The sequence below is a fragment of the Comamonas faecalis genome (assembly GCF_039538025.1).
Lineage (GTDB): Bacteria > Pseudomonadota > Gammaproteobacteria > Burkholderiales > Burkholderiaceae_C > Comamonas_C > Comamonas_C faecalis.
Window position 1 is genome coordinate 1 of the sequence record NZ_BAABBP010000035.1, and the last position, 24639, is coordinate 24639.

Here is a 24639-nt window from a genome sequence, read left to right on the forward strand (position 1 = left end):
GAAGACTTGCTTGCGCGTCTTGCGCGTGCTCAGGTTCAGGGCGAGGTTGGTTTGCTTCATGGATGAGGAGAATGCCAGCGGTGGCTGACACCTACCAGACAGACGGGGAGGTTTTGCAGGATTTCCTCAGTGATTGCACGAGTTGCCAGAACAGGTCGGAGGCGATCGGTTCCTTCTGGGAAATCAGGGCCAATGCTTCACCGTCGAAGTATGCCGATTGATCGGCCATCATGGCAGCGACCTCTCGGTATTCCCTTTGGGGATCGGATAGATCCCTGGCGAGCCTTGCGCGCTCTACCAGCCCACCGGTACGGGACATCTGCGCACGTAGTTCTCTTTTGCGCTGGTTTTCAAAACCGGCCTCGATGAGATTGGTAATCTGATCCAGCCGCCCCTCCAGGTCATTGAAGCGCTTGCGCGTGTATACAAAGCCAGCGACGCTGACGCCGATACCTGCCAGTGACAAACCCAAGGTCGCGATCTGCAGGCTCTGCAGCACTTCGACCATGACCTTGATCTTGCTCGCCTGAACAGCGGTATAGATGCCTGAACCAGCGTTCACGGCGTTGGAAACGAGCGAAACCGGAGCGAGTATCGGAGATACCAATGACGAAAGCGCTTGCTGAGCGATGCCAGTTTCCTGCAAATGCGCCACGATTTGTCCGGTGCCGGCGCTTTTCAGGATGGCCCCATACCGGATCAGCTCGCCTGCTGCCAGTTGCGCCACGTACTGCGTTGGAATTTCAAAGGGGATGGCACTCAACATTTTTGGGATTCCTGTATCAATTGATTGCACATGTGCGTCGCTTGCTCGCGTAGTTCTGCTGCCAAGCCATCTGGTCCGAGCAGCCAGCCCTTGAGCGCATGGGCGATCTCATCGCGAGCGGAAGACTTGACTTGCAGCTTGGAGAGAAAAACATCCATGGTTTCAAGGCGTTTCCTGCCGAAAGCCGACTGCATTGGTGGACGGTACACGCTCTTCTCGGCCAACACGGCCAGTGACGCCTCAAGGCGGCTAAGGCATGCGTGCATGGGTTTCGCGATCCGCTGGATGGTTTTTTTCAGGAGGAGCTTGTTTGCCGGATCAGCGAACAACTCCATGAACAGTCGGCCAATCAGCCCCTTCTCTTCTAGCCTCTCGTCAATGCGCTTCATCAATTCGATATGCAGTGTCGCCGTGGCCAGAGTGATATCCGTATGTGCATCGTCACGCCAATTGAGAAGCTCCCGCCGCAATGCGAGCGCCGACAGGCGACGTGCATCGATCAGCGGCTCGACGCGCTTGCCTTCGGCGTCAATACCAACGGGCTCATCTCCGGTTTTTGCGGCGGGGACGGGAATTTTTTCTGACCGGAAAAAACGAAATCGCATCCTGATTCAGGAATGGGTGGGTTGAGCCCAGGATGGCACAAATCAGCGGGGTCTCAAGTGGCAGCTTGGATCACCTTGCGCCAAAGGCTGGATGGGGAAAACGACGAGGGAATCATGCCATGGCCGGGCACGCCTTCGCATCCCCCCCTTGGGTGCGCTTGAACTTACAACCTCTCCGTCTCCCCCGCCTTCGGCTGCCACACCATCAGCCGCTTCTCGATCGCGCCCACCATCTCGTCGAGCGCCAGCGCAAACGCGGTCAGCACCAGGATGCCGGCCATCACGGTGTTGATGTCGAAGCTGCCCTCGGCCTGCAGGATCAGGTAGCCCACGCCCTGGCTGGAGCCCAGGTACTCCCCCACCACCGCGCCGACGAAGGCCAGGCCGACGCTGGTGTGCAGCGAGCTGAACACCCAGCTCGTCGCGCTGGGCAGGTAGACGTGGCGCAGCAGCTGCTTCTGGCTCGCGCCCAGCATGCGCGCGTTGGCCAGGATCACCGGGCTTACTTCCTTGACGCCCTGGTAGACGTTGAAGAACACGATGAAGAACACCAGCGTCACGCCCAGCGCCACCTTGGAGCCCATCCCCAGGCCGAACCAGACGGCGAAGATCGGCGCCAGGATGATGCGCGGCATGGCGTTCATGGCCTTGATGTAGGGGTCGAGGATGGCCGCCGCCATCGGCGACAGCGCCAGCCACAGCCCGCCGGCGAGGCCCCCGGCGGCGCCGATGGCGAACGCCATCACCGTCTCGGCCAGCGTGACCCACAGGTGCCGGTAGATGTCGGCGTCGGCGACGAACCAGGCCCAGATGACGCCGAAGATCTGCACCGGCTCGCCAAAGAAAAAGGCCGCCTGCCGGTCGTTCTCGAACATGAACGGCGGCACCAGCCCCGGCTTGGTCATCACGTGCCAGAAGCCGAACAGCAGTACCAGCAGCGCCAGCTGCCACAGGCGCAGCGTGCCCGCGCGCGGTTTGATCCAGTTCCACATATTTTTCAGGCCCTCACGCCTTCTGCAGCTGCTGCTGGTAGCCCTTCAGGACTTCCTCGCGCAGCTCGGCCCAGATGGCGGCATGCAGTTCGAGGAAGCGCGGCTGGGTCTTGACCTCGGACACATCGCGCGGGCGCGGAAGGTCGATCACGAACTCGCCGATCGGGTGCGCCGCCGGCCCGGCGGAGAGCACCACCACGCGGTCGCTCATGGCGATCGCTTCGTCGAGGTCGTGGGTGATGAACAGCACCGCCTTCTTCTTGCCCTGCCACAGCGCCAGCACCTCGTTTTCCATCAGCTGGCGCGTCTGGATGTCCAGCGCCGAGAACGGCTCGTCCATCAGGATGATGTCCGGGTCCATCACCAGCGTCTGCGCCAGGCTGGCGCGCTTCCTCATGCCGCCGCTCATCTGGTGCGGATAGCGGTCGCCGAACGCCGCCAAACCGACGCGCGCCAGCCAGTCGCGCGCCTGGGCGCGCGCCTCGCCGTCGGCCACGCCGCGAAACTGCAGGCCGGCCATCACGTTGTCCAGCGCGGTGCGCCAGGGCATCAGGCTCTCGGCCTGGAACATGTAGCCGGCGCGCTGGTTGATGCCCGAAAGCTCCTCGCCGAAGACGCGCACGCTGCCCTCGCTGGGCGCCAGCAGCCCGGCGGCCATGTTCAGCAGCGTGCTCTTGCCGCAGCCCGTGGGGCCGACGACGCTGACGAACTCGCCCGCCGCCACGGTCAGGTCCACACCACGCACCGCGGTGTAGCGCTGACCGGGCTGGTCCTTGCTGACAAAGGTGCAGGCCACGCCCTGCAGTTCGATTGCCGCTGCGCTCATGGCTGGTTCAACCCTTGGGGTACTTGAGGTTGGCCTTCTTGACGAAGTCGTTGGTGTAGATGGCGCTCAGATCCACCTTGCCCTTGGCAGCGGCGATCTTGGGGTCGATGCTGGCCAGCGCGTTGAGCGCGGTCTGCGGCCCGCGCGCCGGAAAGCTGCCGTCGGCCGACGTCGCCTGCTTGGCTGCCAGGAAGCCGTCGATGTAGATCGCGCGGTCGCCCAGCAGGTAGCTCTCGGGCACGACCTTGATCACGTCGCCGCCGCCGGCCTGGTGAATCCACTTGTCGGCGCGCACCATGGCGTTGACCAGCGCCTGCGCGGTGTTGGGGTTCTTGTCCAGGAAGCCCTGCGGCGCGTACAGGCAGCCGGCGGGCATCGGGCCGCCGAACACCTTCTCGGCCTCGTCCATCTTGCGCGTATCCGAGACGATCTTCAGGTCGCCCGAGCGCGCCAGCAGCGTGATCACCGGGTCGAGGTTGGAGATCGCGTCGATCTGGCCCGAGCGCATCGCCGCCACCGCGCCATTGCCCGCGCCGACGCCGACGAAGCTCACGTCGGTGGGCTTCAAGCCCGCCTTGGCCAGCACGAAGTTGGCGACGATGTTGGTCGAGCTGCCCGGCGCAGTCACGCCGATCTTCTTGCCCTTGAGGTCGGCCACGCTCTTGAAGTCGGGCATGGTCTTGGGGTTGACGCCCAGCACGATCTGCGGCGCCGCGCCCTGCAGCACGAAGGCGCGCATCGGCTGGCCCTTGAGCTGCATGGCGATCGTGTGCTCGAACGCGCCCGACACCACGTCGGCGCTGCCGCCGACCACCGCCTGCAGCGCGCGCGAGCCGCCGGCGAAGTCGACGATGGTCACGTCCAGCCCCTCGTCCTTGAAGTAGCCCAACTGCTCGGCGATGGTCAGCGGCAGGTAATAGAACAGGTTCTTGCCGCCGACGGCGATGGTCACCTTCTGCTTCTCCAGGTTCTGGGCGAAGGTGAACGAGGGCAGGGCCGCCGCGGCCAGGCCGCCGGCGATGAGGTGGCGTCTTTGCATGTTGTGGTCTCCTGGTTGGAATCATGGCTTCGGCCGCGCAGCGGCGACCGAAGCGGTTGATCATACTGGCCGGGTACCGGGCGCGGCCCGCGTTGTGCCACGCCGCGGCCGCAGTGGCGCAATCTGGGGCAGCGGTGTGGCAAATCGGGACAGTCGGCGGCGCAAAACCGTGCCAGCCGCTGGTTTCGGGCGCCGCGCCGTGCGGCGGCGGGGTTGGCACGAAGTTTGTATGTGTCCTGGCAGTCGGTCTTTTTTTCTTTGAACCGATATGCAACCCAACAGGAGATGACCATGGACATGTTCGAACTCAAGCACTTCAACCTCGAAGCCCGCTACCCCTACAAGCAGAAGTACGACAACTTCATCGGCGGCAAATGGGTGGCACCGGTGGCCGGGCAGTATTTCGACAACGCATCGCCGATCACGGGCAAGGTGTTCTGCTCGGTGGCACGCTCCGACGCCAACGACGTGAATCTGGCGCTGGACGCCGCCCACGCCGCGCAGGCCAAGTGGGGCAAGACCTCGGTGGCCGAGCGCTCGGGCATCTTGCTCAAGATCGCCGATCGCATGGAGCAGAACCTGGAGCTGCTGGCGATTGCCGAGACCATCGACAACGGCAAGCCGCTGCGCGAGACCATGGCCGCGGACCTGCCGCTGGGCATCGACCACTTCCGCTACTTCGCCGGCTGCATCCGCGCGCAGGAGGGCGCGATCTCCGACATCGACGCCACTACCGTCGCCTACCACTTCAACGAGCCCATGGGCGTCGTCGGCCAGATCATCCCGTGGAACTTCCCCATTCTGATGGCGTGCTGGAAGCTCGCGCCCGCGCTGGCCGCCGGCTGCTCCATCGTGATGAAACCCGCCGAGCAGACGCCCGCCTCCATCATGGTGCTGATGGAGCTGATCGGCGATCTGCTGCCCCCGGGCGTGCTCAACATCGTCAACGGCTTTGGCCGCGAGGCCGGCGAGGCGCTGGCGACGAGCAAGCGCATCGCAAAAATAGCGTTTACCGGCTCCACCCCGGTGGGTCAGCGCATCCTGCGCGCAGCGGCCGACAACCTGATTCCGTCGACCGTCGAGCTGGGCGGCAAGAGCCCCAACATCTTCTTTGCCGACGTGCTCGACGCCGACGACGCCTTCCTGGACAAGGCGCTCGAAGGCTTCTCGATGTTCGCGCTCAACCAGGGCGAGGTCTGCACCTGCCCGTCGCGCATCCTGGTGCAGGAGTCGATCTACGAGCGCTTCATGGAGCGCGCCGTCGCCCGCGTCGAGTCGATGACGCAGGGCCACCCGCTGGACAAGAGCACCATGGTCGGCGCGCAGGTCTCGCAACAGCAACTCGACCGCATCCTGGGCTACATCGACATTGGCCGCGGCGAGGGCGCCCAGTGCCTCACGGGCGGCGAGCGCCTGCGTGCCGGCGGCGAGATCAACGACGGCTTCTTCATCAAGCCCACGCTGCTGTACGGCAAGAACGACATGCGTGTGTTCCAGGAGGAGATCTTCGGCCCCGTCGCGTCGGTGACCACCTTCAAGGACGCCGAGGACGCGGTGCGCATTGCCAACGACACCGAGTACGGCCTGGGCGCCGGCGTGTGGAGCAGGAACGGCAACACCGCCTACCACATGGGCCGCGCCATCCAGGCGGGCCGCGTGTGGACCAACTGCTACCACCTGTACCCCGCGCACGCGGCGTTTGGCGGCTACAAGAAGTCGGGCATCGGCCGCGAGACGCACAAGATGGCGCTGTCCAACTACCAGCAGACCAAGAACCTGCTGGTCAGCTACAGCCCCGACGCGCTGGGCTTCTTCTGACCACCAGCCGCGGCAGGCGCACCGGCGCCTGCCGTGCGCTTTCGCTGACGGCCTGCCCCGCCCGTGGGCAGTGCCTGTTCACAGACCGGCAAAAAAAGAGGGGGACAAGATGCAGTTGAAACAGCTTTGTGCGGCCGCGGGCTGGCCGTTGGGCGCCATGCTTTGCGGCCTGCTGTGGGCCCAGGGCGCGGCGGCGCAACAAACGGCGGCGCAGGACGGCGCTGGTACGCTGCCGGCGATGACGGTGCGCAGCGTGCTCACGCCCACCACCGCCGAGAAGGCGCCGGCATCGGTCACCGTGGTCGACGGCGAGCAGCTGCGCGAGCGCCAGTGGCAGGTCAACCTGTCGGAGTCGCTGGGCAACGTGCCGGGCCTGCTGATCCAGAACCGCCAGAACTACGCGCAAGACCTGCAGATGTCGATCCGCGGCCACGGCGCGCGCTCCACCTTCGGCGTGCGCGGCATCCAGGTCTACCTGGACGGCATACCGGCCACCATGCCCGACGGCCAGGGCCAGACCAACCACATCGACCTCTCGTCGCTGGAGCGCCTTGAGGTGTTGCGCGGCCCCTATTCCACGCTGTACGGCAACGCCTCGGGCGGCGCCATCCAGGCCTTTACCGAGCGCGGCGAAGGGCCGCCCAAGCTCGGCAGCAGCTTTGCCATGGGCAGCAACGGGCAAAAGCGCCTGGGCCTGAAGGCCAGCGGCGAGCGCGCCGGCGTGGGCTACACGGTCAGCGCCAGCCGCTTCCTCACCGACGGCTACCGCCCGCAGACGGCGGCCGACAAGAATCTGCTCAACGCACGGCTGGACTTTGGCAGCAGCGCGGACAGCCACTGGACGCTCGTCGCCAGCCACGTCGACATCGACGCCAAGGACGCCGGCGGCGTGACCCCTGCCGACTGGGCTGCCAACCACCGCGCCGTAGCCGCCGGCTCGCTGCAGTACAACACGCGCAAAAGCCAGCGCCAGACCCAGGCCGGGCTGATCCACGAGCACCGCGTCAGCGCCAGCGACCAGCTGCGGCTGATGGTCTACGGCGGCCACCGCGCCATCACCCAGTACCAGTCCATCCCCAAGGCGGCGCAGGCACCTGCGACGCATGCCGGCGGCGTGATCGACATGCAGCGCGACTATGGCGGGCTGGACGCGCGCTGGACGCACCAGCAGGGCAGCGTCGACTGGGTTCTGGGCCTGGCGGCCAACCAGGTGCGCGAAAACCGCAAGGGCTACGAGAACTTCGTGGGCAGCGAGCTGGGCATCAAGGGCAATTTGCGCCGCGACGAGCGCAACCGCCTGAGCAGCGTCGACCCCTACGCCCAGGCCAGCTGGGCGTTTGCGCCGCGCTGGACGCTGGACGCCGGGCTGCGCTGGAGCAATGTGCGCTTTGATTCGCGTGACCGCTACATCGTCGGCGCCAACGGCGACGACAGCGGCAAGACCAAATTCCACCGGCTGCTGCCGATGGCGTCGCTGCAGCACCAACTCGATGAAGGCACCCAGGTCTACGCGTCGGTCGCCAGCGGCTTCGAGACGCCGACCTTCAACGAGCTGTCCTACCGCCAGGGCGGCCTGCCGGGGCTGAACTTCGCGCTGCGCCCGGCGCGCTCGACCAGCGCCGAGCTGGGCCTGCGCCAGCGCTGGCGCGGCGCGCACTGGCACGGCAACTGGAGCGCGGCGCTGTTTCGCACAGGCACCAAGGATGAGATCGTCGTGGCGACCAACAGCGGCGGGCGCTCCACCTACCAGAATGCCGGTCGCACGCGCCGCCAGGGCGTCGAGCTGGCCTCGACCACCTGGATGGGCCCGCAGTGGCGGCTTGAGACCGCGCTGACGCTGCTCGACGCCCGCTTGCGCGACGGCTTTTGCAATGCCGCCGGCGCCAACTGCGTGTCCGCCGGCAACCGCCTGGCCGGCACCGCGCGCTACCAGGCCTTTGCCGGCCTGTATTGGCAGCCGGCCGCCGCGTGGAACCTGGGGCTGGACTGGCGCCAGGTCGGCCCCGTCACGGCCAACGACGCCAACAGCGTGCAGGCGCCCGGCTACGGCGTCGCCAGCCTGAGCGGCGAATACCTGCGCGACATTGGCGCCTGGGCCTTCAAGGCCTTTGCACGCGTCGACAACCTGCTCGACCGCCAGTACGTCGGCTCGGTCATCGTCAACGAGGGCAATGGCCGCTACTACGAGGCCGCACCGGGGCGGCAGTGGATGGCGGGCGTGAGCCTGGCCTATCGGTTCTGAGTGTTCTTTCCGAGGTCGCCGGCCCTCACCCCCACCCTCTCCCAGAGGGAGAGGAAGTGAATACCGGCGCCGCGACAAGCCTGTTTTCCCCCGTCCCGGCCGCGGGTGCCACCTGAGGCCGGGGCGCATTCCCACGTCAAAAAAAGGAGACACCGATGAACACCACGACCCTGACCCGCACCGCGCTGGCTGCTGCCTGCGCCGCGCTGCTGGCGGCCTGCGCGCACGGCCCGGACGGCCAGACCGGCGCAGCAGCCACCGACGCCGACCCCGTTGCGCTGGTCAACCAGCTCGAAGCGACGACAGGAAAGTTCGCCGGCCACCGCCGCTCGGGCGCCAAGGGCGTGTGCGCCGCGGGCAGCTTCGTCGGCAGCAGCCAGGCGCGTGCGCTGTCCAGCGCCAGCGCCTTCAGCGGCCAGCCGGTGCCGGTGCTCGTGCGCTTTTCGCTGACCGGGCCCAACCCCAACGCGCCCGACAACACCAAGGGCCAGCGCAACATGGCGCTGCAGTTCGACCTGCCCGGCGGCGAGCAGTGGTTGATGGGCAACATCTCGTCGCCCGTGTTCGGCGCAGAGACGCCGGCGCAATTCCTTGGCCGCCTGCAGTCGCTGCAGGCCGACCCGGCCACCAAGAAACCCGACCCGGCCCGCGTCAAGGCCTTTGCCGATGCCAACCCACAGGTGCTGCTGCAGGGCAAGTACTTTGCCTCCCAGCCCGTGGCGGCAAGCTTTGCGGGGCTGAACTACTGGGGTGTGCATGGCTTTGGCTTCACCAACGCCCAGGGCCAGACCACCTGGGGCAAATGGGTGTTCGAGCCGGTGGGCGGCGTGCTGGGCCTGAGCGACGAGGAGGCCAAGGCGCGCGGCGCCAACTTCCTGTTCGACGACCTGCGCCAGCGCGTACAGGCCGGTCATGCGGCGTTCGACTTCAACCTGGAGCTGGCCGCGCCCGGCGACAGGATCGACAGCGCCACCACGCCGCTGCCCGCAGGGCGCACCAAGGTCACGCTGGGGCGGCTGACGATCACCTCGGTCTCGCCCGACGGCGCCGGCCCCTGCGTGGACACCAACTTCAGCCCGCTGGTGCTGCCTCGCGGCGTCGTCGCGTCGGCCGACCCCATCCTGGCCGCGCGCGCCGCGCCCTACGCGATCTCGCAGCAGCGCCGGCTGGAAGAACGCGCCGCCAAGTAAAACGGTAAGCCACCGCTGCGCCGCAGCGGTGGACGCGAGCACGGTATTACCGCACCGGCCCCAGCGCCCGCCGCTCGTAGGCCGGATACCACTGCGCCAGGCTGCGCTGCAGCTCGGCGGGCTGGGCGGCCCATCTGGCAAAGCGCTCGGGCACGGGCTGCTGCAGCAGCTCGGCCAGGTCCACGCCCTGCCCGGCGCTGCGCTCCATCGTCTGGCGCAGCCAGGTCAGCCAGTCGCGCGTCTGCTCGACGCCCAGCAGCCCCTGGTGCACCGGCCCGTGGCTGGGCACGACGGTGGTGAACAGGCCCTGCGCCCGCCACTGCGCCAGCGTGTCCAGGCTGGCCAGCCAGGCGTCGATGTCGGCGTGCGGCGTCGTAGGCACGCGTGCGGAAAACACCAGGCCGCCGGCAAACAGCACGCCCGTCGTGCGGTCGATCAGCACCAGGTCGTCGCCCGTGTGCCCGTGCAGGCGGCGCAGCTCCAGCCGGCGGCTGCCCAGCTGCAGCGTCTGCGGCTGCAGCGCCTCGCGCGCGGGCTCGGCCTGCGTGCCGCGCATCCAGTCGCCGCACAGGCGGTACAGGTTGTCCTCGTAGGCCCCGCCCTCGGCCTGCATGCCGGCAATGCTGCCGGCCAGCGCCTGCGTGGGCACATCGCCCCAGGCCTGATTGCCCAGGAAGTAGTCGGGGTGCAGGTTCAGGTTGAGCACCCGGCGCACCGGCTCTGCCGTCACGCGGGCAATCGCCGCGCGCTGCTGCTCGCCGTACAGGCGCGACGGCCCGGTGTTGATGACGACCACGCCGTCGCCCGTCTCGATGAAGGCGGTGTTGATGATGTTGCATCCGTTGCTGCGGCCAAAGTCCTCGACCGCGCCCTCGATCACCCAGGTGCCGGGCGCAATCTGGCGTGGCTGGAGCCGGTAGTCCAGCCGCTGCATGTCGACGCGTGTGGCAACCGGGGCAGTAACCGTCACGGTGGGCAGAGCGCTGGTCTGCGCCGGCGCGCCCATGGCGCAGGCCAGCGGCAGCAGGGCAAGGCAAAGGCGCTTCATGTGCGCACCTCGGCGTCGACGCGGTTGCCGTTGTTGTCCTGGCCGCGCAGGCGGAAAGCCGGCGGCACCTCGCTGGGAAGCTCCAGCGTCAGCAGCGGGTTTTCCGACACCGGCTCGTGCAGCGTCAGGCGCCACCAGGGCTGGTCGCCGGAGTCCACCAGCTCCAGCTGCTCCAGGTGGAAGGCTGGAATGCCGTCGACCAGGCCGGTGTCCATCGGGTGCATCACGCGCAGGCGCAGGCGGCGGCTGCCTTCGATGAGGTTGGGAAACACGCGCGCCTGCACCTGGCCCAGCGTGTCCTTCCACGAGCCGTCGGCGCGGCTGGCGCCGGGCACGGTGCAGCCGCCGCCGGCCGCCTGGATCATCGCGCCGCCGCCGTGCCACTGCCCGTCGTGCGTCTGCACCAGCGCGCGCACCGGCGATGCCTGCTCCAGCCGCATGCGAAACGCCAGCACCGGCAGCGCGCGCAGCGGCTCGAAGCCGAGCACCTGGCGTATCGGGTTGCGGTCGGCCAGCACGACGATGCGGCGTATCGGGCTGTCCGTCTCGTCGGCCAGCGCGCGCGCATCCACCTGCACCGGCACGTTCAGCGGGTCTTCGGCAAACGCGGGCGTGCGCAGCCGCACCGCGTCGGTGAAGCGCACCGGCGCGCCGCCCAGGTATTCCTGCTGCAGCGTCGGCCACTGCGGCGAGTTCAGCGGGTCACCCGCTCCGGCCGATTGCGCCGCATGCAGCGGCGCGAGGCCGTACAGCGCGCCGGCGAGCATGCATTGACGTCTTGAAAGCATGGGCGAATCGGTTTTCTGGATGCAATGCCGGTGTGGCAAGCAAGACGGGTGCCAGTGCGTGTGGCGCCGGAGGGCGGGCGGATTGCTCCAACGCGTAGCACTTGTCATTCATCGCTGTTCCGGGATGTCACACCTGGCTGCGCGGCGTAATCCGTCACCCCGGCTTTCGCCGGAAGGACGGCGCCCTGCTTCACGGATTGCAGTCCGGGGCGCTGGCATGGATGTTGCGTAACTCCCTGCGCCCCCCTTTTTGGCAGCCTGCTGCCTTCACCTCTTTCCTTGCTTGATCGGGTTTGCCATGCGTTCTGTTTTCCTTCTTGCCGCCTTGACCATGGGCCTGGCGGCCACCGCTGCCCAGGCGGGCGACATTGACCTGGCCGCGGCCGCCGAGCTGGCCAAGAACAGCGACTGCTTCAGCTGCCATGCGGCCAACGAGAAGATCGTCGGCCCGGCGTTTGCGTCGGTGGCCGAGAAATACGCCGGCGACAAGGACGCGATCGACACACTGGTGCAGTCCATCCAGCTGGGCTCCAAGGGCAAGTGGGGGCGTGCGGCCATGCCTGGCCATTCCAGCCTGAGCACGCAGGATCTGAAGCTGCTGGCCGGCTGGGTGCTGGCAACCAAGCCATGACGGCCGCGGCGGTGCAGCACCCGCGCACGCTGCTGGGCGCGGCCTATCTGGCGCTGGCGCCGGCGCGTGATGCGCCGGGCCTGCGCCTGAAGGCAGAGGCCGCCTGCGCACTGGGCTATTACAGCCAGGCGCGCCGGCTGTGGGAGACCATGGCCCGCGCCGGCGACGCCGAGGCATTGCGCCAGCTGGCACGCCTGGCCGAGCGCGGCCTGGGTGAGGAGGAGGGCGGCAGCCGCACCCGACCGGCATGAGCCGGCTGCCGTGTGCTCACCCGCCCCAGATGTCGGCGCTGATCGCCGCGTACCAGTCGGCGCCGTGCTGTGCCTCGGCCGCGCGGTGCGCGGGCGGCGCGTCCAGCGGGCTCACGCCCACGCTGTGCGGCAGGGCGACGATGCGCCCCTCGTGCGCGCGGTACACGCCCGCGACCGATATGCCGTAGCCCGGCGCCAGCAGGCTGTAGCAGGTGTTGGCGTACCAGGCAGCCGGCGCGGGCCGATCGGTCAGCGCGGCGGCCAGCGCAGCTGCCACCACCTTGCCCTGGTTGTTGGCGGCAAAGCCGGACTTGGGGATGGGCCCGGCCAGCGCCGCGTCGCCCAGCACATGGATGCCGTCGACCTGCGTCGAGGCAAAGTCGTCGCCGCGCATCGGCGCCCAGCCGCTGGGGCCGGTCACGCCGGCGCGCTCGGCAATCAGGCCGGCTTTTTGCGGAGGGATGACGTTGAGCACATCGGCCTGGTGCAGCTCGCCAAACGCGGTTTCCACCTGCAGCGCCCGGGCATCGACGCGCACCACCTGGCCGTCCTGCGCCAGGCTGACCCATTCGACCATGCCGCCGTACAAGTCCTTCCAGCCCTGCAGGAACAGCTCTTTCTTCGAGAAATTGTTCTTCGCGTCCAGCAGCAGCACCTTGCTGCGCGGCTTGTGCTGGCGCAGGTAGTGGGCCACCAGGCTGGCGCGCTCATACGGCCCGGGCGGGCAGCGGAATGGGTTGTCCGGAATCACCATCGCGAAGACGCCGCCATCGGGCATGGCTTCGAGCTGGCGGCGCAGCAGCCGGGTCTGGGCGCCGGCCTTCCAGGCGTGCGGCGCCAGCTCGGCCGCCGCCTGGTCGTAGCCTTCGAGCGCGCTCCAGCGCATGTCCACGCCGGGCGAGAGCACCAGTCGGTCCCATGGCAGGACATGGCCGGAGTCAAGCCGCAACGTGCGCCGCACGCCGTCCACGTCGTCGGCGCGCGCATGCACCACCTGTACGCCGGCGGCGCGCAGGCCGCCCCAGCCGTGGCTGATGCTGTCCCAGCTGCGCAGCCCCGCCAGGTAGTGGTTGGAGAACGGGCAGGTGACGAAGCTTTGCGCCGGCTCGACCAGGGTGACCTGGACCTGCGGCGCCCAGGCGCGCAGGTAGCGCGCCACGGTGGCGCCGCCAAAGCCGCCGCCCACCACGACCACGCGGGCGCTGGCGCCCTGGGCGCGCACGATGGCTGGAGAGAGCGCGGGCGCGGCCAGGCTGGCGGCGCGGGCCAGGAACTGGCGGCGTTGCAGTGCGGCTGTCATGGCCTGTCCGCCAGCGCCTGGGGGGCGGCAAACCAGTCGGCCAGCGCCTGCATCTGGGCCGCGTCATAGCCCTGCATCAGCAGCGGCATGACGGTGGCATCTGCCACCTGCCCGGCGCGAAAGGCCTGCATGCGTTCGAGCAGCGCCGCGCTGCTCTGGCCGCGCAGCGCAGGAATGGCGCTGCCCGCCGGCGGCTGGCCGCCCGGGCCGTGGCAGGTGACGCAGTTGCCGGCCAGGATGGCCAGGTTCAGGTCGGGCGCCTGCGCCGCGCACGCCAGCGGCAGCGCGCAGGCCGCCAGTGCGGTTCCTGCGGCGCGCAATGCCTGGCGGCGCAGCATGGTCACGGCACGCGGGCGCCATCCTGCAGCGGTGCGACCGGGTCGCTGCGGAACGCGATGTTGATCTGGCGGCGCTTGGTGGCCGCGTCGCGCGTCATCTGCACGATGCGCTCGTGCATCGGCGACTTGCTGCACACCGGGTCGGTGGCGGCGGCGTCGCCGGTGACCATGAAGGCCTGGCAGCGGCAGCCGCCAAAGTCCTTGTGGCGCTCGTCGCAGCTGCGGCAGGGCTCCTGCATCCAGTCCTCGCCGCGGTAGGCGTTGAAGGCGTTGCTGCGCTGCCAGATGTCGGCGATCGAGTGCTCGCGCACGTCGGGCAGCTGCAGGCCCGGCAGGTTGCGCGCGTTGTGGCAGGGCATGGCCAGGCCGTCGGGAGCGATCGACAGGAATACCGAGCCCCAGCCGTTCATGCAGGCCTTGGGGCGCTCCTCGAAGTAGTCGGGCACGACGAACAGCAGGCGGCAGCGGTTGCCGATTTGCTCGCGGTAGCGCTGCACCACGGCCTCGGCCTCGCGCAGCTGCTCGCGCGTGGGCATCAGGTGGTCGCGGTTGCGCCAGGCCCAGCCGTAGTACTGGGTGTTGGCCAGCTCCAGGTATTCGGCGCCCAGCTCCAGCGCCATGTCGATGATGGCGCCCACGTGCGGCAGGTTGTGGCGGTGCAGCACGCAGTTCATCACCATGGGCCAGTCGTTGTCCTTGATGATGCGCGCTACTTTTTTCTTGAGCTCGAAGGTCCTGGTGTGGCTCAGAAAGTCGTTCATCTCCCGGGTGCTGTCCTGGAACGACAGCTGCACATGGTCGAGCCCCGCGTCCTTGAGCCGCCTGGCACGCTCGGCGGTCAGGCCCACGCCCGAGGTCAGCAGGTTGGTGTAGTAGCCCAGCCGGCGCGCCTCCTGCACCAGCTCCTCCAGGTCATCGCGCAGCAGCGGCTCGCCGCCGGAAAAGCCCATTTGCGCCGCGCCCAGCGCGCGTGCCTGGCGCATCACGTCGACCCACTGCGCGGTGGTCAGCTCGCCGCCGGCGCTCTCGTAGTTCGTCGGGTTGTAGCAAAACACGCAGTGCAGCGGGCAGCGGTAGGTCAGCTCCGCCAGCAGCCACAGCGGGGGCGATACCGCGGGCGGCGCGCCGCTGCCAGCCGGGTCAGTCGATCCAGCCACGGTGTATCCCTTCGTCGATCAGGGACTGCACCTGCACCGCAATGCCCTGGGTGTCGAACAGCGCCTCCAGCTCGCGCACGATGTCGGCCACGCTGTGGCGTCCGTCGCAGCGGCGCAGGATCTCGGCCGCGCTGTCGTTGAGCTGCACCATGCCCTCGGGGTAGAGCAGCACCCAGCGCGACTGGGCGCTCTCGTACTGCAGGCGCAGGCGGCGCGAGAGCCGGGGCAGGCAGGGCGGTGCGGCGCAGACGGCGGCGGCGTTGTCGGCGGGGGAGGAGGTGGGGTCAGGCTGCATGGCAGGCTTTCTCAATGGCGTCGAGCATGCTCCACAGCACGTCGAGCTTGAATTGCAGGATGTCGAGCGCGCGCTCTTGCGCCGCCCGGGTGGTGAAATGGATCAGCGTCACGCGCAGGCCATGCTCCACGTCGCGGCTGGCCAGCGGTATGCGGCTGCGGAAGTACTGCAGGCCCTCGGCCTCTATCCAGGGGTAGTGCTGCGGCCAGGTGGCCAGGCGGTCCTTGTGGATCTGCGGCGCGAACATCTCGGTGAGCGACGAGCACACGGCCTCCTGCCAGGGCGCGCGGCTGGCAAAGTTGACATAGGCATCGCAGGCAAAGCGCACGCCCGGCGCCACGCGGCGCAGCGACCACAGCTCTTCGCGCTCTATGCCCACGGCCTCGCCCAGGCGCGTCCAGGCCTCGATGCCGCCTGCGGCCGCGCCCTGGTGGTCGCCATAGCCGTCATGGTCGAGGATGCGCTCCACCCACAGGCGCCGCTGCGCACGGTCGGGCATGTTGGCCAGGATGGCGCCGTCCTTGCGCGGAATGCAGACTTGGTAATAAAAGCGGTTGGCCACCCAGCAGCGCAGCTCGTCGGGCGTGCAGCCGCCCGCGTTCATGCGCACGTTGAACGGGTGGTGGATGTGGTAGGCCTGCCCCTTGGCGCGCAGCTGCGCCTCGAACTCGGTGGGCGTCCAGGGCGGCGCATCGAGCGGCGGCGCGGCGGTGGTGGCAATGTCCATCATGGGCGGTCTCCCCCAGGGTTTCACCAGCGGATTTCCATGCCGTCGTACGCGACCTCGATGCCGTGCGCCGCCAGCTGCGCGCGCTCGGGCGAGTCCTCGTCGAGGATGGGGTTGGTGTTGTTGATGTGGATGAGCACCTTGCGCACGCCGGCGGGCAGGCGCGCGAGGTGTTCGAGCATGCCGCCCGCGCCGCTTTGCGGCAGGTGGCCCATGTCGGCGGCGCTCTTGGTCGACAGGCCCAGCCGCTGCATCTCGTCGGCGCGCCAGAAGGTGCCGTCGACCAGTACGACGGCGCAGCCGGCCATCACATCGTGCAGCGCGGGCGTGACCTCGGCGAGGCCCGGCGCGTAGAACAGGCGCTCTCCGGTGGCGCTGCTGTGCACCAGCAGGCCGATGTTGTCGCCCTGGCGCGGCGCGTTGCGCCACGGCGAGTACGGCGGCGGCTTGGAGTCGAGTGCCAGCGTCTGCAGCGTCAGCCCGGGCAGCGCGTCGATCTGGAAAGGGCGGGCGTCGCAGGCAATCGCCTGGCTGGCAACGCCGCAGTAGTGCGAGAGGATGGAGGTCAGCGGAAAGCCGCTGCCGATGTCCGACAGCACCTCGGGCGTGGCCAGCAGCGGCAGCGGCGTGCTGCGCTCGCGCAGCATCAGCAGGCCGGTGACGTGGTCGATCTGCGCGTCCATCAGCAGCACGGCGGCAATGCCGCTGTCGCGTGCGCTGCGCGCGGGCTGCAGCGCGGGCGTGGCGCGGATCTGCGCGAGGATGTCGGGCGAGGCGTTGACCAGCAGCCAGTCCTGGCCGTTGCAGCTCAGCGCAATCGACGATTGGGTGCGCGCCTGGGCGCGGATGCGGCCGCGGCGCAGGCCGTCGCATTGCGGGCAGTTGCAGTTCCACTGCGGGAAACCGCCGCCAGCCGAGGAGCCGAGTACGCGCAGCAGCATGGTGAATCGATGTGAAAAATACGGACGGGGTGGGCCGGGCATGCCCGGCCCGGATCGGTCATCAGCGGTTGGCGATGTACATCGTGATTTCAAAACCGAAGCGCAGGTCGGTGAACGTCGGTGCGGTCCATTGCATGGAAAGTCTCCTTTGAAAGGTGTGTGGCATGAAAGTTGTTTGCGAACCGGGCAATGCACACGCTGCGTCGGCTGCAACCATGTCAAGCAAGAACAATGCCACTTCAACCCGGTCACCCATACCTTGGCCCGCGCCACGCCGGCTGCAGCGCGCCGGCCTGCACCGCATTGCCTGGCGCGATGCCGGTGCGCCCCGCGGCGCGCCCTGGCTGGTGCTGCACGGCGGGCCGGGCAGCGGCTGCCAGCCCGGACTGCTGGCGCCGTTCGACCTGGAGCGCCAGCGCGTGATTGCGCCCGACCAGCGAGGCGCTGGCGCCTCGCTGCCGCATGGGCGCACCCAGGGCAACACCCTGCAGGCGCTGGTGGACGACCTGGAGGCGCTGCGCCGCCACCTGGGCATTGCGCGCTGGAGCGTGCTGGCCGGCTCCTGGGGCACGGTGCTGGCGCTGGCCTATGCGCAGCAGCACCCGGACCGCGTCGAGCGGCTGGTGCTGCGCGGTGCGTTTGCACTGACGCGGCGCGAGGTCGGCCCCCTGCTGCTGCCCGGCCCGCGCGCGCGGCGCACGCCAGTCGACTGGCGCGCTGCCTGGCCGGTGGCGCAGGGCGCGGCGCTGTCCCAGGCGCTGTCCCGTCTGGAGCAATTGCTCCAAAGTGGGACAGCTTCTGTCGCAGCGCGGCGCGTGGTGCGCGGCTGGGCGCTGCGCGAGCTGCGCGACGCCGCCCACGGCCTGCGCCGCAGCCTGCGCCACATTCCGCCGCAGCAGGGCAGGCAGGCAGCGGCCACGCGCCAGGCCTGGGCCGGGCTGCGGCGCCAGCAGCGGCGCGGCGCTGCGCATCTGCATGCGCCGGGCACCAGCCGCAAGGAGGCGGCCCAGTGGGGCAAATACAGGCTGCAGGCGCATTACCTGCGCCGGCGCGGCTTTGTGCGCCCCGGCACGCTGGATGCGGCGGTGCGCCAGCTGGCGCGCAGCGGCGTGCCGGTCGATTGGGCGCATGGACAGTTTGATGCGATCTGCCCGCCAGCCAACAGCGCGCGCTGGGCGGCGCTGGGGCGCAAGGCGGGCGGCGTGGCGAGGCTGGCACGCCCGGCCAGCGGCCACCTGGCGGGCGAGTCGGCCATGCGGGACTGCCTGCGGGAGTTGGTGGCTTTGGGGTGAGTGGGGGAGTGGCTATCGCGACGAGGGCCTGTTAACGCTATTTTTGGCGGTGCGAACATACTCAGAACGGCGTCAATCGAGACGTGCGACGCAGCCCAGACCGGGTGTCTGGGCAAGGAGCGCAACGAAGAGTGGCGCCGTTCTGAGTATGTTCCCTTCGGGTTGCGATCAAAAGGGCCATCGCCGGCGTTGCCAGCCTTGCCAAGGGTGGCACCTTGGCTGCGGCTGGCGCCTTGGCGAGTGGCCCTTTTGATCACAACGCATCCGTCAAAAATAGCGTTAACAGGCCCTAAGGCGCCGCTCCCGCAAAGTCAGCGTCAAAGCCCTGTGGGAGCGGCGCCTTCGCCGCGATGGATGCACCGCGAATGCTTACTGCTTGGCGGGCTTGGCCGGCGCGTTCTCGACAAAGCTGCGCAGCGCCCAGACCAGCTCGGGTTTCAAATAGGGCTCCCAGGCCGGCATGTGGACGATGCCGAATTTCTGCTTGCCGTAGCGCACCGACTTGGCGAAGTAGGCGTCGGCGTCGGCCATGCAGCGCTGGTGCAGCGCGCTGTCCTGGATGCGCAGGCAGCCCTTGCCGATGCGGCGCAGGTCGGGCGCGGGCGCGCGCGAGCCGTTGGCGTCCATGCCGTGGCAGCTGGCGCAGGTCTGGTTGAACGTGCTGCGGCCGACTTCGATGGCCTGCGCGTTGCCGCGCAGCGGGTTGGGCTCCATCCAGGTATGGGCCTGCGGCGGCAGGCCGGTGGTGTCGACCTGGGGCGTGAAGGGCTGGAAGGCGAGGGCGCTGTGCGCCGCCAGTCCGAGAATGCATAGGGCTATGGCGCGCATGTCACCTCCAGCTGTCTTTGCAGCCCTGGCATCCGTCCATGGCCGACTCGTTGAATGTGGTGTAGCGGGTGACGTTGCCTTCGAAGACAGCGTTTTGCAGGTTGGTGGAGATGAACTTGGTCTCCTGCAGGTCGTTGGAGATGAAGCGCGTGCCGACGAACCAGGCGTTGTTGAAGCGCGCGATCTCCAGGTTGGAGCCGATGAACTCGGCGCCCGAGAAGTCCGAGCGCATCAGCCGCGCGCCCTCAAGGTCTGCGCCGATGAAGCGCGCGTCCTTGAAGTTGGCGTTGGACGCGGTGGCCTTGGCCAGCTTGGCGCCGGTGAGGTTGGCGCCCTCCAGGTTGGCGACGGCAAGGTTTGCGCCGCGCAGGTCGGCGCGCGTCAGGTTGGCGCCGCGCAGGTCGGCGCCGGAGAGGTTTTTGCCCACCAGGTTGGCGTGGCGCAGGTCGGCGCCGGGGCAGCGGGTATAGGGCCAGATGGGGCAGCCGTTGATGACCAGCGGCTCGGTGGAGGCGGGCGCGGCGGCGTCGGCCGCTGTGTCGTCCGGCACGTCGGCCGCGCCGGCGCAGGCCCAGGCCAGGCACAGCGCCCCTGCCAGGGCAAAGCGGGTGAAAGAAGGCATGCAAGAGGCTCCAGGCAAGACGGGTGGACGGCGGGTGTGCTGCCGTCCACCCCGGCTCTTCCCGTGGACGGGAAGAGGGAGGGCGCGCGCCGTGGAGCGCGCGCATCGGGCTTGCGCCTTACTTGCTGGCGACCTGCTGCGCCTTGGGCAGCTTGAACACCCAGATCGATCCGCCCTGCGAGATCTGCTTGGTCAGCGCGGCCATGTCGCCGCCCCACAGCGGCACGGCGCCGCCGTAGCCGGACTGGATGGCGATGTACTGCTCGCCGTCCATCTCCCAGGTCACCGGCACCGAGACGATGCCCGAGCCGGTCTGGAACTTCCACAGCTCCTTGCCGTTCTTCTTGTCGAAGACCTTCAGGTAGCCGTCGGAGGTGCCGGTCACCAGCAGGCCGCCGGCGGTGGTCAGCGTGCCGGCCCACAGCGGGAACTGCTCCTTGTGCTCCCACTCGATCTTGCCCGTCTGCGGGTTGATCGCACGCAGCGTGCCCACATGGTCGTCGTGCAGCTTCTTGATGCGAAAACCCTGGCCCAGGTAGGCCGCGCCGGGCTTGTAGGTGATGTGCTCGGACCAGTAGTCCATGGCCCAGTGGTTGGCCGGGATGTAGAACAGGCCGGTGTCGGGGCTGTAGCTCATCGGCATCCAGTTGGTGCCGCCCAGGAACGGAGGCGAGACGAAGACGGTGTCGCCCTTCTCTTCGCCTTCCTTGGGCTCGGGTGGGCGGTTGTTGTTCTCGATCGGCAGGCCGGTCTTCAGGTCAAAGCCCTTGGCCCAGGTGATGTCGTCGACGAAGGGCCAGGCGTTGATGATGGAGGTCTGCTTCCAGGGGTGGCCGCCGTCGTTCTTGGCCAGCTTCTCGCGGTCGGTCACGAAGAAGAAGCCGTTGCGGTCGGCGTGGGCCGAGGCCTTGACGGTCTTGCCGGTCTTGGCGTCCTTGTAGTCGAACAGCAGCACCGAGTTGTTGCCCGAGAAGTCCCAGGCGTCGTTGGGCGTGTGCGAGAAGAAGCCCTTCAGGTCGCCGGTCGTCGGGTCGACGTAGGCCTGGCCCGAGGTGTAGAGGCTGGGCCAGTTGCGCGGGTCGTCGCCCTTGGCGGTGCGCTTCCAGGTGTTCCACGGCGCGGGGTTGCCGGTGCCGATGACGATGGTGTTGGTCTCCACGTCGAAGCTGGCGGTCTGCCACGGTGCGCCGCCGCCCTGGCTCCATGCCTCGACCTTGCCGGTGGGGCTGTTGGGGTCGTCGGGCCAGCTCGGTGCCTTGGGGTCGCCCGTGGGCGTGCTGGGCTTGCCGTTCAGGCGGCCCACGTGGCCTTCGACCATCGGGCGGGCCCAGACCTCCTCGCCGGTTTCCGGGTCGCGTGCATACAGCCAGCCGACCACGCCGAACTCGTCGCCCGACGAGCCGTGCACCAGCAACACCTTGCCGCTCTTCTGGTCTTTGACGATGAAGGGGGCGCCGGTCATCGTGTAGCCGACCTTGTGGTCGCCGAACTTCTCGTTCCACACCACCTTGCCGGTGGCGCGGTCCAGCGCAATGACGCGCGCGTCCAGCGTGCCGAAGTAGACCTTGTCGCCATAGATGGCCGGGCCGCGGTTGACCACGTCGCAGCAGGGGCGGATGTCCTCGGGCAGGCGGTGCTCGTAGGTCCACAGGCGCTTGCCGGTGCGCGCGTCGAGCGCGACGAAGCGCGAGTACGAGGCGGTGACGTAGATCACGCCGTCGTGGATCAGCGCCTGCGCCTCCTGGCCGCGCTGCTTCTCGCCGCCGAACGAGTAGCTCCACACCGGCACCAGGCCGGCGACGTTCTTGGTGGTCAGCGTCTTGGCGGGGCTGTAGCGCTGCGCCGTCAGGCCCAGGCCGTAGGTCAGCACGTCTTCGGTGGTCTTGGCGTCGTTGGCGATGTCGTCCCAGGTGACGGGTTTGACATCGGCCGCCTGGACGGACAGGGCCGCCGTGGCGAGCAGGGCCAGGCTGATGCGGCTCAGGCGCGGGCGTCGTGCGAATGTGGTGGACATGCTGGTGTGCTCCTTGTGTTGTGGGTAGATCCGACAGCGGTGATGCAAGAGCCATGCCAGCGGGCGGCGGCGCAATCGGCTGCGCGAAATAGCCCTTCGCACGGTGCAGTTGTTCAAATGTGGAGCGCACAGGGCTGCGCCACTGTTGCGTTCGGGAGCAACCGGGATGTCGATGCAGAAACATGCGGACGCGCTGCCGCACGGTTTGGCTGTGGCGCACACAAAAAAGCGCCGCCCTGGGTCGGGCGGCGCGGTTGTTGGTGGCAAGGGGGGATCAGCGCATGCGCTGCAGCAGCGCCTCCTTGCGCACCAGCTGGTGGTACGCAAAGGCTGCCACATGCAGCGCGATCAGCAGTATCAGGGCCAGCGCCGAGACCTTGTGCACCATGCTGAGCAGCTCCTTGGCCGCGTCCCAGCGCCCCGCGATGTCGGGCAGGCGCATGCCGAAGAAGCGGATGGGATAGCCCGAGAACACCGAGCCGAAAAAGCCCGACAGCGGCATCACCAGCATCAGCGCATACAGCAGCTTGTGGGCGCCGCTGGCCGCCAGCTGCAGGTGGCGCGCCTGCGCCAGCGCGGCCACGCGCGGGCGCGCCAGCGCCCAGGCCAGGCGCAGCACGATGAGCAGGCCCAGCAGCATGCCGATGGACTTGTGCACGTTGAACCAGTACACGCGCACGCCGGTGCCGCCCTTGGGCAGGCCCAGCATCCACAGCCCCAGGGCGATCTGGGCGAGCAGCAGCGCGGCCATCAGCCAGTGCAGCCAGACCGAGAGCCGGTCGTATCGCGCGTTGTGCGTCATTGCTTTCCTCCAGATCCGTTGTGCCGTGCGGGCGTTCAGTTCAGCAGGTCGGGCGGCAGCAGGTTCTTCTTGCGGTAGATGGTGTTGCGCGAAACACCGAGCGCCTTGGCGGCCGCCGACACATTGCCCTTGTGCAGTTGCAACATCTGTGCCATGGCCAGCAGCGTCACGTCCTGCAGGCTCTGGCCGTCGGCGCTGGCGTCGGTGTCCGGCGCGGCGGGCGCGGCCTGGGCCGGCAGGGGGCAGGCGGGCGCAGGCGCCTGCGGCGAGGCGTGCGGGAGCGCGTGCGCGAAGCCGGGCGTCACGGCGGATGCTGCGGTGCCCATGCCGTGCAGCTCTTCCAGGAAGTCGTCGGGCAGGTGCTCGGGGGCGATCTCGCCCTCGCTGCCGACCATGACGACCGCGGTGCGCAGCAGGTTGTGCAGCTGGCGCACGTTGCCGGGCCAGTGGTAGCGGCGAAACAGATCCATGACCGGCTCGGAGATGCCGACCTGCTGGCCGTCGTCGCACAGCGTCTTGAGCAGTTTTTGCGCCACGCGGACAAAGTCGGTGCGCTCGCGCAGCGCCGGCAGGCGCACGACTAGGCCGTTGAGCCGGTAGTACAGGTCTTCGCGGAAGTCGCCCTGCGCAATCAGATCCTTGAGGTTTTTGTGCGTGGCGCAGACCACCGCCACGTCCACGTCCACCTCCTTGCCCGCGCCCAGCGGAGTGATGCGCCGCTCCTGCAGTACGCGCAGCAGCCGCGCCTGCAGGTGCTTGGGCATGTCGCCGATCTCGTCGAGGAACAGCGTGCCGCCGTGCGCCTGGGCGATTTTGCCGACCGCGCCCTTCTTGCGCGCGCCGGTGAAGGCGCCTTCCTCGTAGCCGAACAGCTCGGCCTCGATCAGCGACTCGGGGATGGACGCGCAGTTGACCGCGACGAAGGGCTGGCGCGCACGCGCCGAGTCGTTGTGGAAGGCCTGCGCCAGCAAGTCCTTGCCGGTGCCGGTCTCGCCCAGAATCATCACCGGGATGTCGCGGTCCATCACCTTGTGCAGCTTGGCGATCACCGCCGCCACCTGCGGGTCGCCCGTCTCCAGGTACTGCAGCGAGGACAGCTGGGGCTTGCGCGCCGGCGCCGCGCGCGAGACGGCCATCACGGCGGCGCGCTCGGAGAACGCGGGCGCTGCCCACGGCCCCTGCGGCTTGATGTCTGCGCGGCACCAGACGGAGACGCCGTTTTGCAGGTGCAGCTGGCGCGGCGCGTCCGAGGCGCCGCCGAACAGCTCCATCAGCGTGGACATCGGCAGGTCGAACAGCGACGAGAAGGTGTAGGCCTGCAGCGCGTTGTACGACAGCCCCAGCTGGAACTGGGCGCTGCGGTTGGCCGACAGAAAGCGCCCCTCGGGCGTGAACACCGCAATGCCCTCGACCAGCGTGCCCAGGAACTCGGGGCGGGCGTGGAAATGCAGCCGCACCGCCTTCGGGAAGCTGCCGGCGAACATCTGGTTCTCGATCATCTGCGCCGACATGCGCACCAGCGCCAGCGTGTGCTGGTGGTAGCTGCGGTGGTCGCCCGAGACGTCGAGCGCGCCGACGACTTCGCCGTGCGGGTTGAAGATGGGTGCGCACGAGCAGGTCAGCGCGTGGTTGGCGCGCATGTAGTGCTGGTCGCCGTGCACCGTCACCGCGGTCTCCTCGCTCAGCGCGGTGCCGATGGCGTTGGTGCCCTTGGCCTTCTCCGACCAGTCCACGCCGGGCGCCAGCGCCACGCGGTGGGCCTTCTCCAGAAAGTCCTTGTCGCCCAGCGAGTGCAGCACCAGCCCCTGCGCCGTGGTCAGCAGCACCATGCTGTGGGTGTTGGCGATCTGCTCGTACAGCGTCTCCATGATGGGCGCGGCATGCTGGAACAGGAATTGGTTGCCCTCGACCACATCGTCGAGCTCGCCACGCCCGGGGCGCGAGTAATCGGGCCGCTCGTGCACCACGACGCCATAGTGGCGCGAGCGCTCGTGCGCCTGGTCGATGACTTCGGCGTAGTCACGGGGCTCCCCCATCGGGCTGGGGCTTGAACCCTGTTGCTGGGCCGGCGGGCCAGAAAAAGGGATGCTCATCGTGTCTCCAGATCCGGGCATCGGTCGCCCCGGT

The 24639-nt window shown here is 68.5% G+C and carries 25 protein-coding genes; 6 read left to right on the forward strand and 19 right to left on the reverse strand.

Annotated elements, in window-relative coordinates:
- Positions 1 to 91 precede the first annotated feature (91 nt).
- From ABD767_RS15005 to ABD767_RS15025, 5 genes are all read right to left on the reverse strand, one after another.
- Positions 92 to 766 (reverse strand): hypothetical protein, encoded by a 675-nt coding sequence (locus tag ABD767_RS15005; RefSeq protein ID WP_344869882.1) that lies wholly within the window; start codon positions 764 to 766, stop codon positions 92 to 94.
- Positions 760 to 1371: a hypothetical protein gene (locus ABD767_RS15010; protein WP_146031448.1), complete on the reverse strand. Its 612-nt coding sequence runs from the start codon at positions 1369 to 1371 to the stop codon at positions 760 to 762. Before ABD767_RS15010 ends, ABD767_RS15005 begins: the two co-directional genes overlap by 7 nt.
- Positions 1372 to 1535: 164 nt before the next feature.
- Positions 1536 to 2363 (reverse strand): ABC transporter permease subunit, encoded by an 828-nt coding sequence (locus tag ABD767_RS15015; protein ID WP_103044600.1) that lies wholly within the window; start codon positions 2361 to 2363, stop codon positions 1536 to 1538.
- A 13-nt stretch (positions 2364 to 2376) separates the two neighbouring features.
- Entirely contained in the window at positions 2377 to 3189 is an 813-nt protein-coding gene (locus ABD767_RS15020; protein WP_103044601.1) for an ATP-binding cassette domain-containing protein, read from the reverse strand.
- Between the two features lie 7 nt (positions 3190 to 3196).
- Positions 3197 to 4228, reverse strand: coding sequence for an ABC transporter substrate-binding protein (locus ABD767_RS15025; protein WP_103044602.1), 1032 nt, complete (start codon positions 4226 to 4228; stop codon positions 3197 to 3199).
- Positions 4229 to 4519: 291 nt separating this feature from the next.
- Between ABD767_RS15025 and exaC the strand changes: the two genes are divergently transcribed.
- The 3 genes from exaC to ABD767_RS15040 all read left to right on the forward strand — a co-directional run bounded on the left by exaC (position 4520) and on the right by ABD767_RS15040 (position 9478).
- Positions 4520 to 6046: an acetaldehyde dehydrogenase ExaC gene (gene exaC / locus ABD767_RS15030; RefSeq protein WP_103044615.1), complete on the forward strand. Its 1527-nt coding sequence runs from the start codon at positions 4520 to 4522 to the stop codon at positions 6044 to 6046.
- Positions 6047 to 6155: 109 nt separating this feature from the next.
- The gene (locus ABD767_RS15035; RefSeq protein WP_103044603.1) at positions 6156 to 8288 is read left to right on the forward strand and encodes a TonB-dependent receptor domain-containing protein; all 2133 of its coding nucleotides are present in this window, start codon (positions 6156 to 6158) and stop codon (positions 8286 to 8288) included.
- A gap of 155 nt (positions 8289 to 8443) precedes the next feature.
- Positions 8444 to 9478 (forward strand): catalase, encoded by a 1035-nt coding sequence (locus ABD767_RS15040; RefSeq protein ID WP_103044604.1) that lies wholly within the window; start codon positions 8444 to 8446, stop codon positions 9476 to 9478.
- Positions 9479 to 9524: 46 nt separating this feature from the next.
- On the opposite strand, the gene ABD767_RS15045 is transcribed toward ABD767_RS15040, so the two are convergent.
- The gene (locus ABD767_RS15045) at positions 9525 to 10526 is read right to left on the reverse strand and encodes a quinoprotein relay system zinc metallohydrolase 1 (RefSeq protein WP_344869883.1); all 1002 of its coding nucleotides are present in this window, start codon (positions 10524 to 10526) and stop codon (positions 9525 to 9527) included.
- Positions 10523 to 11314, reverse strand: a complete 792-nt coding sequence (locus ABD767_RS15050; protein ID WP_103044606.1) for a quinoprotein dehydrogenase-associated SoxYZ-like carrier — start codon at positions 11312 to 11314, stop codon at positions 10523 to 10525. Before ABD767_RS15050 ends, ABD767_RS15045 begins: the two co-directional genes overlap by 4 nt.
- 298 nt (positions 11315 to 11612) lie before the next feature.
- Between ABD767_RS15050 and ABD767_RS15055 the strand changes: the two genes are divergently transcribed.
- Positions 11613 to 11945, forward strand: coding sequence for a c-type cytochrome (locus ABD767_RS15055; protein ID WP_103044616.1), 333 nt, complete (start codon positions 11613 to 11615; stop codon positions 11943 to 11945).
- Positions 11942 to 12196, forward strand: coding sequence for a hypothetical protein (locus ABD767_RS15060; RefSeq protein WP_103044607.1), 255 nt, complete (start codon positions 11942 to 11944; stop codon positions 12194 to 12196). The genes ABD767_RS15055 and ABD767_RS15060 overlap by 4 nt, the downstream gene beginning before the upstream one ends.
- 16 nt (positions 12197 to 12212) lie before the next feature.
- On the opposite strand, the gene ABD767_RS15065 is transcribed toward ABD767_RS15060, so the two are convergent.
- The 7 genes from ABD767_RS15065 to pqqA all read right to left on the reverse strand — a co-directional run bounded on the left by ABD767_RS15065 (position 12213) and on the right by pqqA (position 17090).
- Positions 12213 to 13496 (reverse strand): FCSD flavin-binding domain-containing protein, encoded by a 1284-nt coding sequence (locus ABD767_RS15065; protein WP_103044608.1) that lies wholly within the window; start codon positions 13494 to 13496, stop codon positions 12213 to 12215.
- Positions 13493 to 13834: a c-type cytochrome gene (locus ABD767_RS15070; RefSeq protein WP_103044609.1), complete on the reverse strand. Its 342-nt coding sequence runs from the start codon at positions 13832 to 13834 to the stop codon at positions 13493 to 13495. Before ABD767_RS15070 ends, ABD767_RS15065 begins: the two co-directional genes overlap by 4 nt.
- A gap of 2 nt (positions 13835 to 13836) precedes the next feature.
- A complete protein-coding gene (gene pqqE, locus ABD767_RS15075; protein ID WP_103044610.1) occupies positions 13837 to 14991 on the reverse strand; it encodes a pyrroloquinoline quinone biosynthesis protein PqqE in 1155 nt (384 codons plus the stop codon).
- Complete coding sequence (gene pqqD / locus ABD767_RS15080) at positions 14975 to 15286, reverse strand: pyrroloquinoline quinone biosynthesis peptide chaperone PqqD (RefSeq protein WP_103044611.1); 312 nt, start codon at positions 15284 to 15286, stop codon at positions 14975 to 14977. Before pqqD ends, pqqE begins: the two co-directional genes overlap by 17 nt.
- Positions 15276 to 16013 carry a pyrroloquinoline-quinone synthase PqqC gene (gene pqqC / locus ABD767_RS15085; RefSeq protein ID WP_103044617.1) on the reverse strand — a complete coding sequence of 246 codons (738 nt, stop codon included), beginning with the start codon at positions 16011 to 16013 and terminating at the stop codon, positions 15276 to 15278. The genes pqqD and pqqC overlap by 11 nt, the downstream gene beginning before the upstream one ends.
- A gap of 23 nt (positions 16014 to 16036) precedes the next feature.
- Positions 16037 to 16954, reverse strand: a complete 918-nt coding sequence (gene pqqB / locus ABD767_RS15090; protein ID WP_103044612.1) for a pyrroloquinoline quinone biosynthesis protein PqqB — start codon at positions 16952 to 16954, stop codon at positions 16037 to 16039.
- A 61-nt stretch (positions 16955 to 17015) separates the two neighbouring features.
- Positions 17016 to 17090 (reverse strand): pyrroloquinoline quinone precursor peptide PqqA, encoded by a 75-nt coding sequence (pqqA, locus tag ABD767_RS15095; RefSeq protein WP_103044618.1) that lies wholly within the window; start codon positions 17088 to 17090, stop codon positions 17016 to 17018.
- A 79-nt stretch (positions 17091 to 17169) separates the two neighbouring features.
- Between pqqA and ABD767_RS15100 the strand changes: the two genes are divergently transcribed.
- Positions 17170 to 18246: an alpha/beta fold hydrolase gene (locus ABD767_RS15100; RefSeq protein ID WP_103044613.1), complete on the forward strand. Its 1077-nt coding sequence runs from the start codon at positions 17170 to 17172 to the stop codon at positions 18244 to 18246.
- A 369-nt stretch (positions 18247 to 18615) separates the two neighbouring features.
- On the opposite strand, the gene ABD767_RS15105 is transcribed toward ABD767_RS15100, so the two are convergent.
- The 5 genes from ABD767_RS15105 to ABD767_RS15125 form a co-directional block, all read right to left on the reverse strand.
- Positions 18616 to 19074 carry a c-type cytochrome gene (locus tag ABD767_RS15105; RefSeq protein WP_103046318.1) on the reverse strand — a complete coding sequence of 153 codons (459 nt, stop codon included), beginning with the start codon at positions 19072 to 19074 and terminating at the stop codon, positions 18616 to 18618.
- A 1-nt stretch (position 19075) separates the two neighbouring features.
- Positions 19076 to 19696 carry a pentapeptide repeat-containing protein gene (locus tag ABD767_RS15110; protein WP_103046319.1) on the reverse strand — a complete coding sequence of 207 codons (621 nt, stop codon included), beginning with the start codon at positions 19694 to 19696 and terminating at the stop codon, positions 19076 to 19078.
- Between the two features lie 118 nt (positions 19697 to 19814).
- Entirely contained in the window at positions 19815 to 21710 is a 1896-nt protein-coding gene (locus ABD767_RS15115; RefSeq protein WP_103046320.1) for a PQQ-dependent dehydrogenase, methanol/ethanol family, read from the reverse strand.
- 274 nt (positions 21711 to 21984) lie between these two features.
- Complete coding sequence (locus ABD767_RS15120; RefSeq protein WP_103046321.1) at positions 21985 to 22512, reverse strand: cytochrome b/b6 domain-containing protein; 528 nt, start codon at positions 22510 to 22512, stop codon at positions 21985 to 21987.
- Positions 22513 to 22547: 35 nt separating this feature from the next.
- Positions 22548 to 24605 carry a sigma 54-interacting transcriptional regulator gene (locus ABD767_RS15125; RefSeq protein WP_103046322.1) on the reverse strand — a complete coding sequence of 686 codons (2058 nt, stop codon included), beginning with the start codon at positions 24603 to 24605 and terminating at the stop codon, positions 22548 to 22550.
- Positions 24606 to 24639 lie beyond the last annotated feature (34 nt).

Coding starts and splice junctions, on each gene's coding strand:
- ABD767_RS15005 (WP_344869882.1), bottom strand. CDS start 766: ATGTTGAGTGCCATCCCCTTTGAAATTCCAACGCAGTACGTGGCGCAA.
- ABD767_RS15010 (WP_146031448.1), bottom strand. CDS start 1,371: ATGCGATTTCGTTTTTTCCGGTCAGAAAAAATTCCCGTCCCCGCCGCA.
- ABD767_RS15015 (WP_103044600.1), bottom strand. CDS start 2,363: ATGTGGAACTGGATCAAACCGCGCGCGGGCACGCTGCGCCTGTGGCAG.
- ABD767_RS15020 (WP_103044601.1), bottom strand. CDS start 3,189: ATGAGCGCAGCGGCAATCGAACTGCAGGGCGTGGCCTGCACCTTTGTC.
- ABD767_RS15025 (WP_103044602.1), bottom strand. CDS start 4,228: ATGCAAAGACGCCACCTCATCGCCGGCGGCCTGGCCGCGGCGGCCCTG.
- exaC (WP_103044615.1), top strand. CDS start 4,520: ATGGACATGTTCGAACTCAAGCACTTCAACCTCGAAGCCCGCTACCCC.
- ABD767_RS15035 (WP_103044603.1), top strand. CDS start 6,156: ATGCAGTTGAAACAGCTTTGTGCGGCCGCGGGCTGGCCGTTGGGCGCC.
- ABD767_RS15040 (WP_103044604.1), top strand. CDS start 8,444: ATGAACACCACGACCCTGACCCGCACCGCGCTGGCTGCTGCCTGCGCC.
- ABD767_RS15045 (WP_344869883.1), bottom strand. CDS start 10,526: ATGAAGCGCCTTTGCCTTGCCCTGCTGCCGCTGGCCTGCGCCATGGGC.
- ABD767_RS15050 (WP_103044606.1), bottom strand. CDS start 11,314: ATGCTTTCAAGACGTCAATGCATGCTCGCCGGCGCGCTGTACGGCCTC.
- ABD767_RS15055 (WP_103044616.1), top strand. CDS start 11,613: ATGCGTTCTGTTTTCCTTCTTGCCGCCTTGACCATGGGCCTGGCGGCC.
- ABD767_RS15060 (WP_103044607.1), top strand. CDS start 11,942: ATGACGGCCGCGGCGGTGCAGCACCCGCGCACGCTGCTGGGCGCGGCC.
- ABD767_RS15065 (WP_103044608.1), bottom strand. CDS start 13,496: ATGACAGCCGCACTGCAACGCCGCCAGTTCCTGGCCCGCGCCGCCAGC.
- ABD767_RS15070 (WP_103044609.1), bottom strand. CDS start 13,834: ATGCTGCGCCGCCAGGCATTGCGCGCCGCAGGAACCGCACTGGCGGCC.
- pqqD (WP_103044611.1), bottom strand. CDS start 15,286: ATGCAGCCTGACCCCACCTCCTCCCCCGCCGACAACGCCGCCGCCGTC.
- pqqC (WP_103044617.1), bottom strand. CDS start 16,013: ATGGACATTGCCACCACCGCCGCGCCGCCGCTCGATGCGCCGCCCTGG.
- pqqB (WP_103044612.1), bottom strand. CDS start 16,954: ATGCTGCTGCGCGTACTCGGCTCCTCGGCTGGCGGCGGTTTCCCGCAG.
- ABD767_RS15100 (WP_103044613.1), top strand. CDS start 17,170: ATGTCAAGCAAGAACAATGCCACTTCAACCCGGTCACCCATACCTTGG.
- ABD767_RS15105 (WP_103046318.1), bottom strand. CDS start 19,074: ATGCGCGCCATAGCCCTATGCATTCTCGGACTGGCGGCGCACAGCGCC.
- ABD767_RS15110 (WP_103046319.1), bottom strand. CDS start 19,696: ATGCCTTCTTTCACCCGCTTTGCCCTGGCAGGGGCGCTGTGCCTGGCC.
- ABD767_RS15115 (WP_103046320.1), bottom strand. CDS start 21,710: ATGTCCACCACATTCGCACGACGCCCGCGCCTGAGCCGCATCAGCCTG.
- ABD767_RS15120 (WP_103046321.1), bottom strand. CDS start 22,512: ATGACGCACAACGCGCGATACGACCGGCTCTCGGTCTGGCTGCACTGG.
- ABD767_RS15125 (WP_103046322.1), bottom strand. CDS start 24,605: ATGAGCATCCCTTTTTCTGGCCCGCCGGCCCAGCAACAGGGTTCAAGC.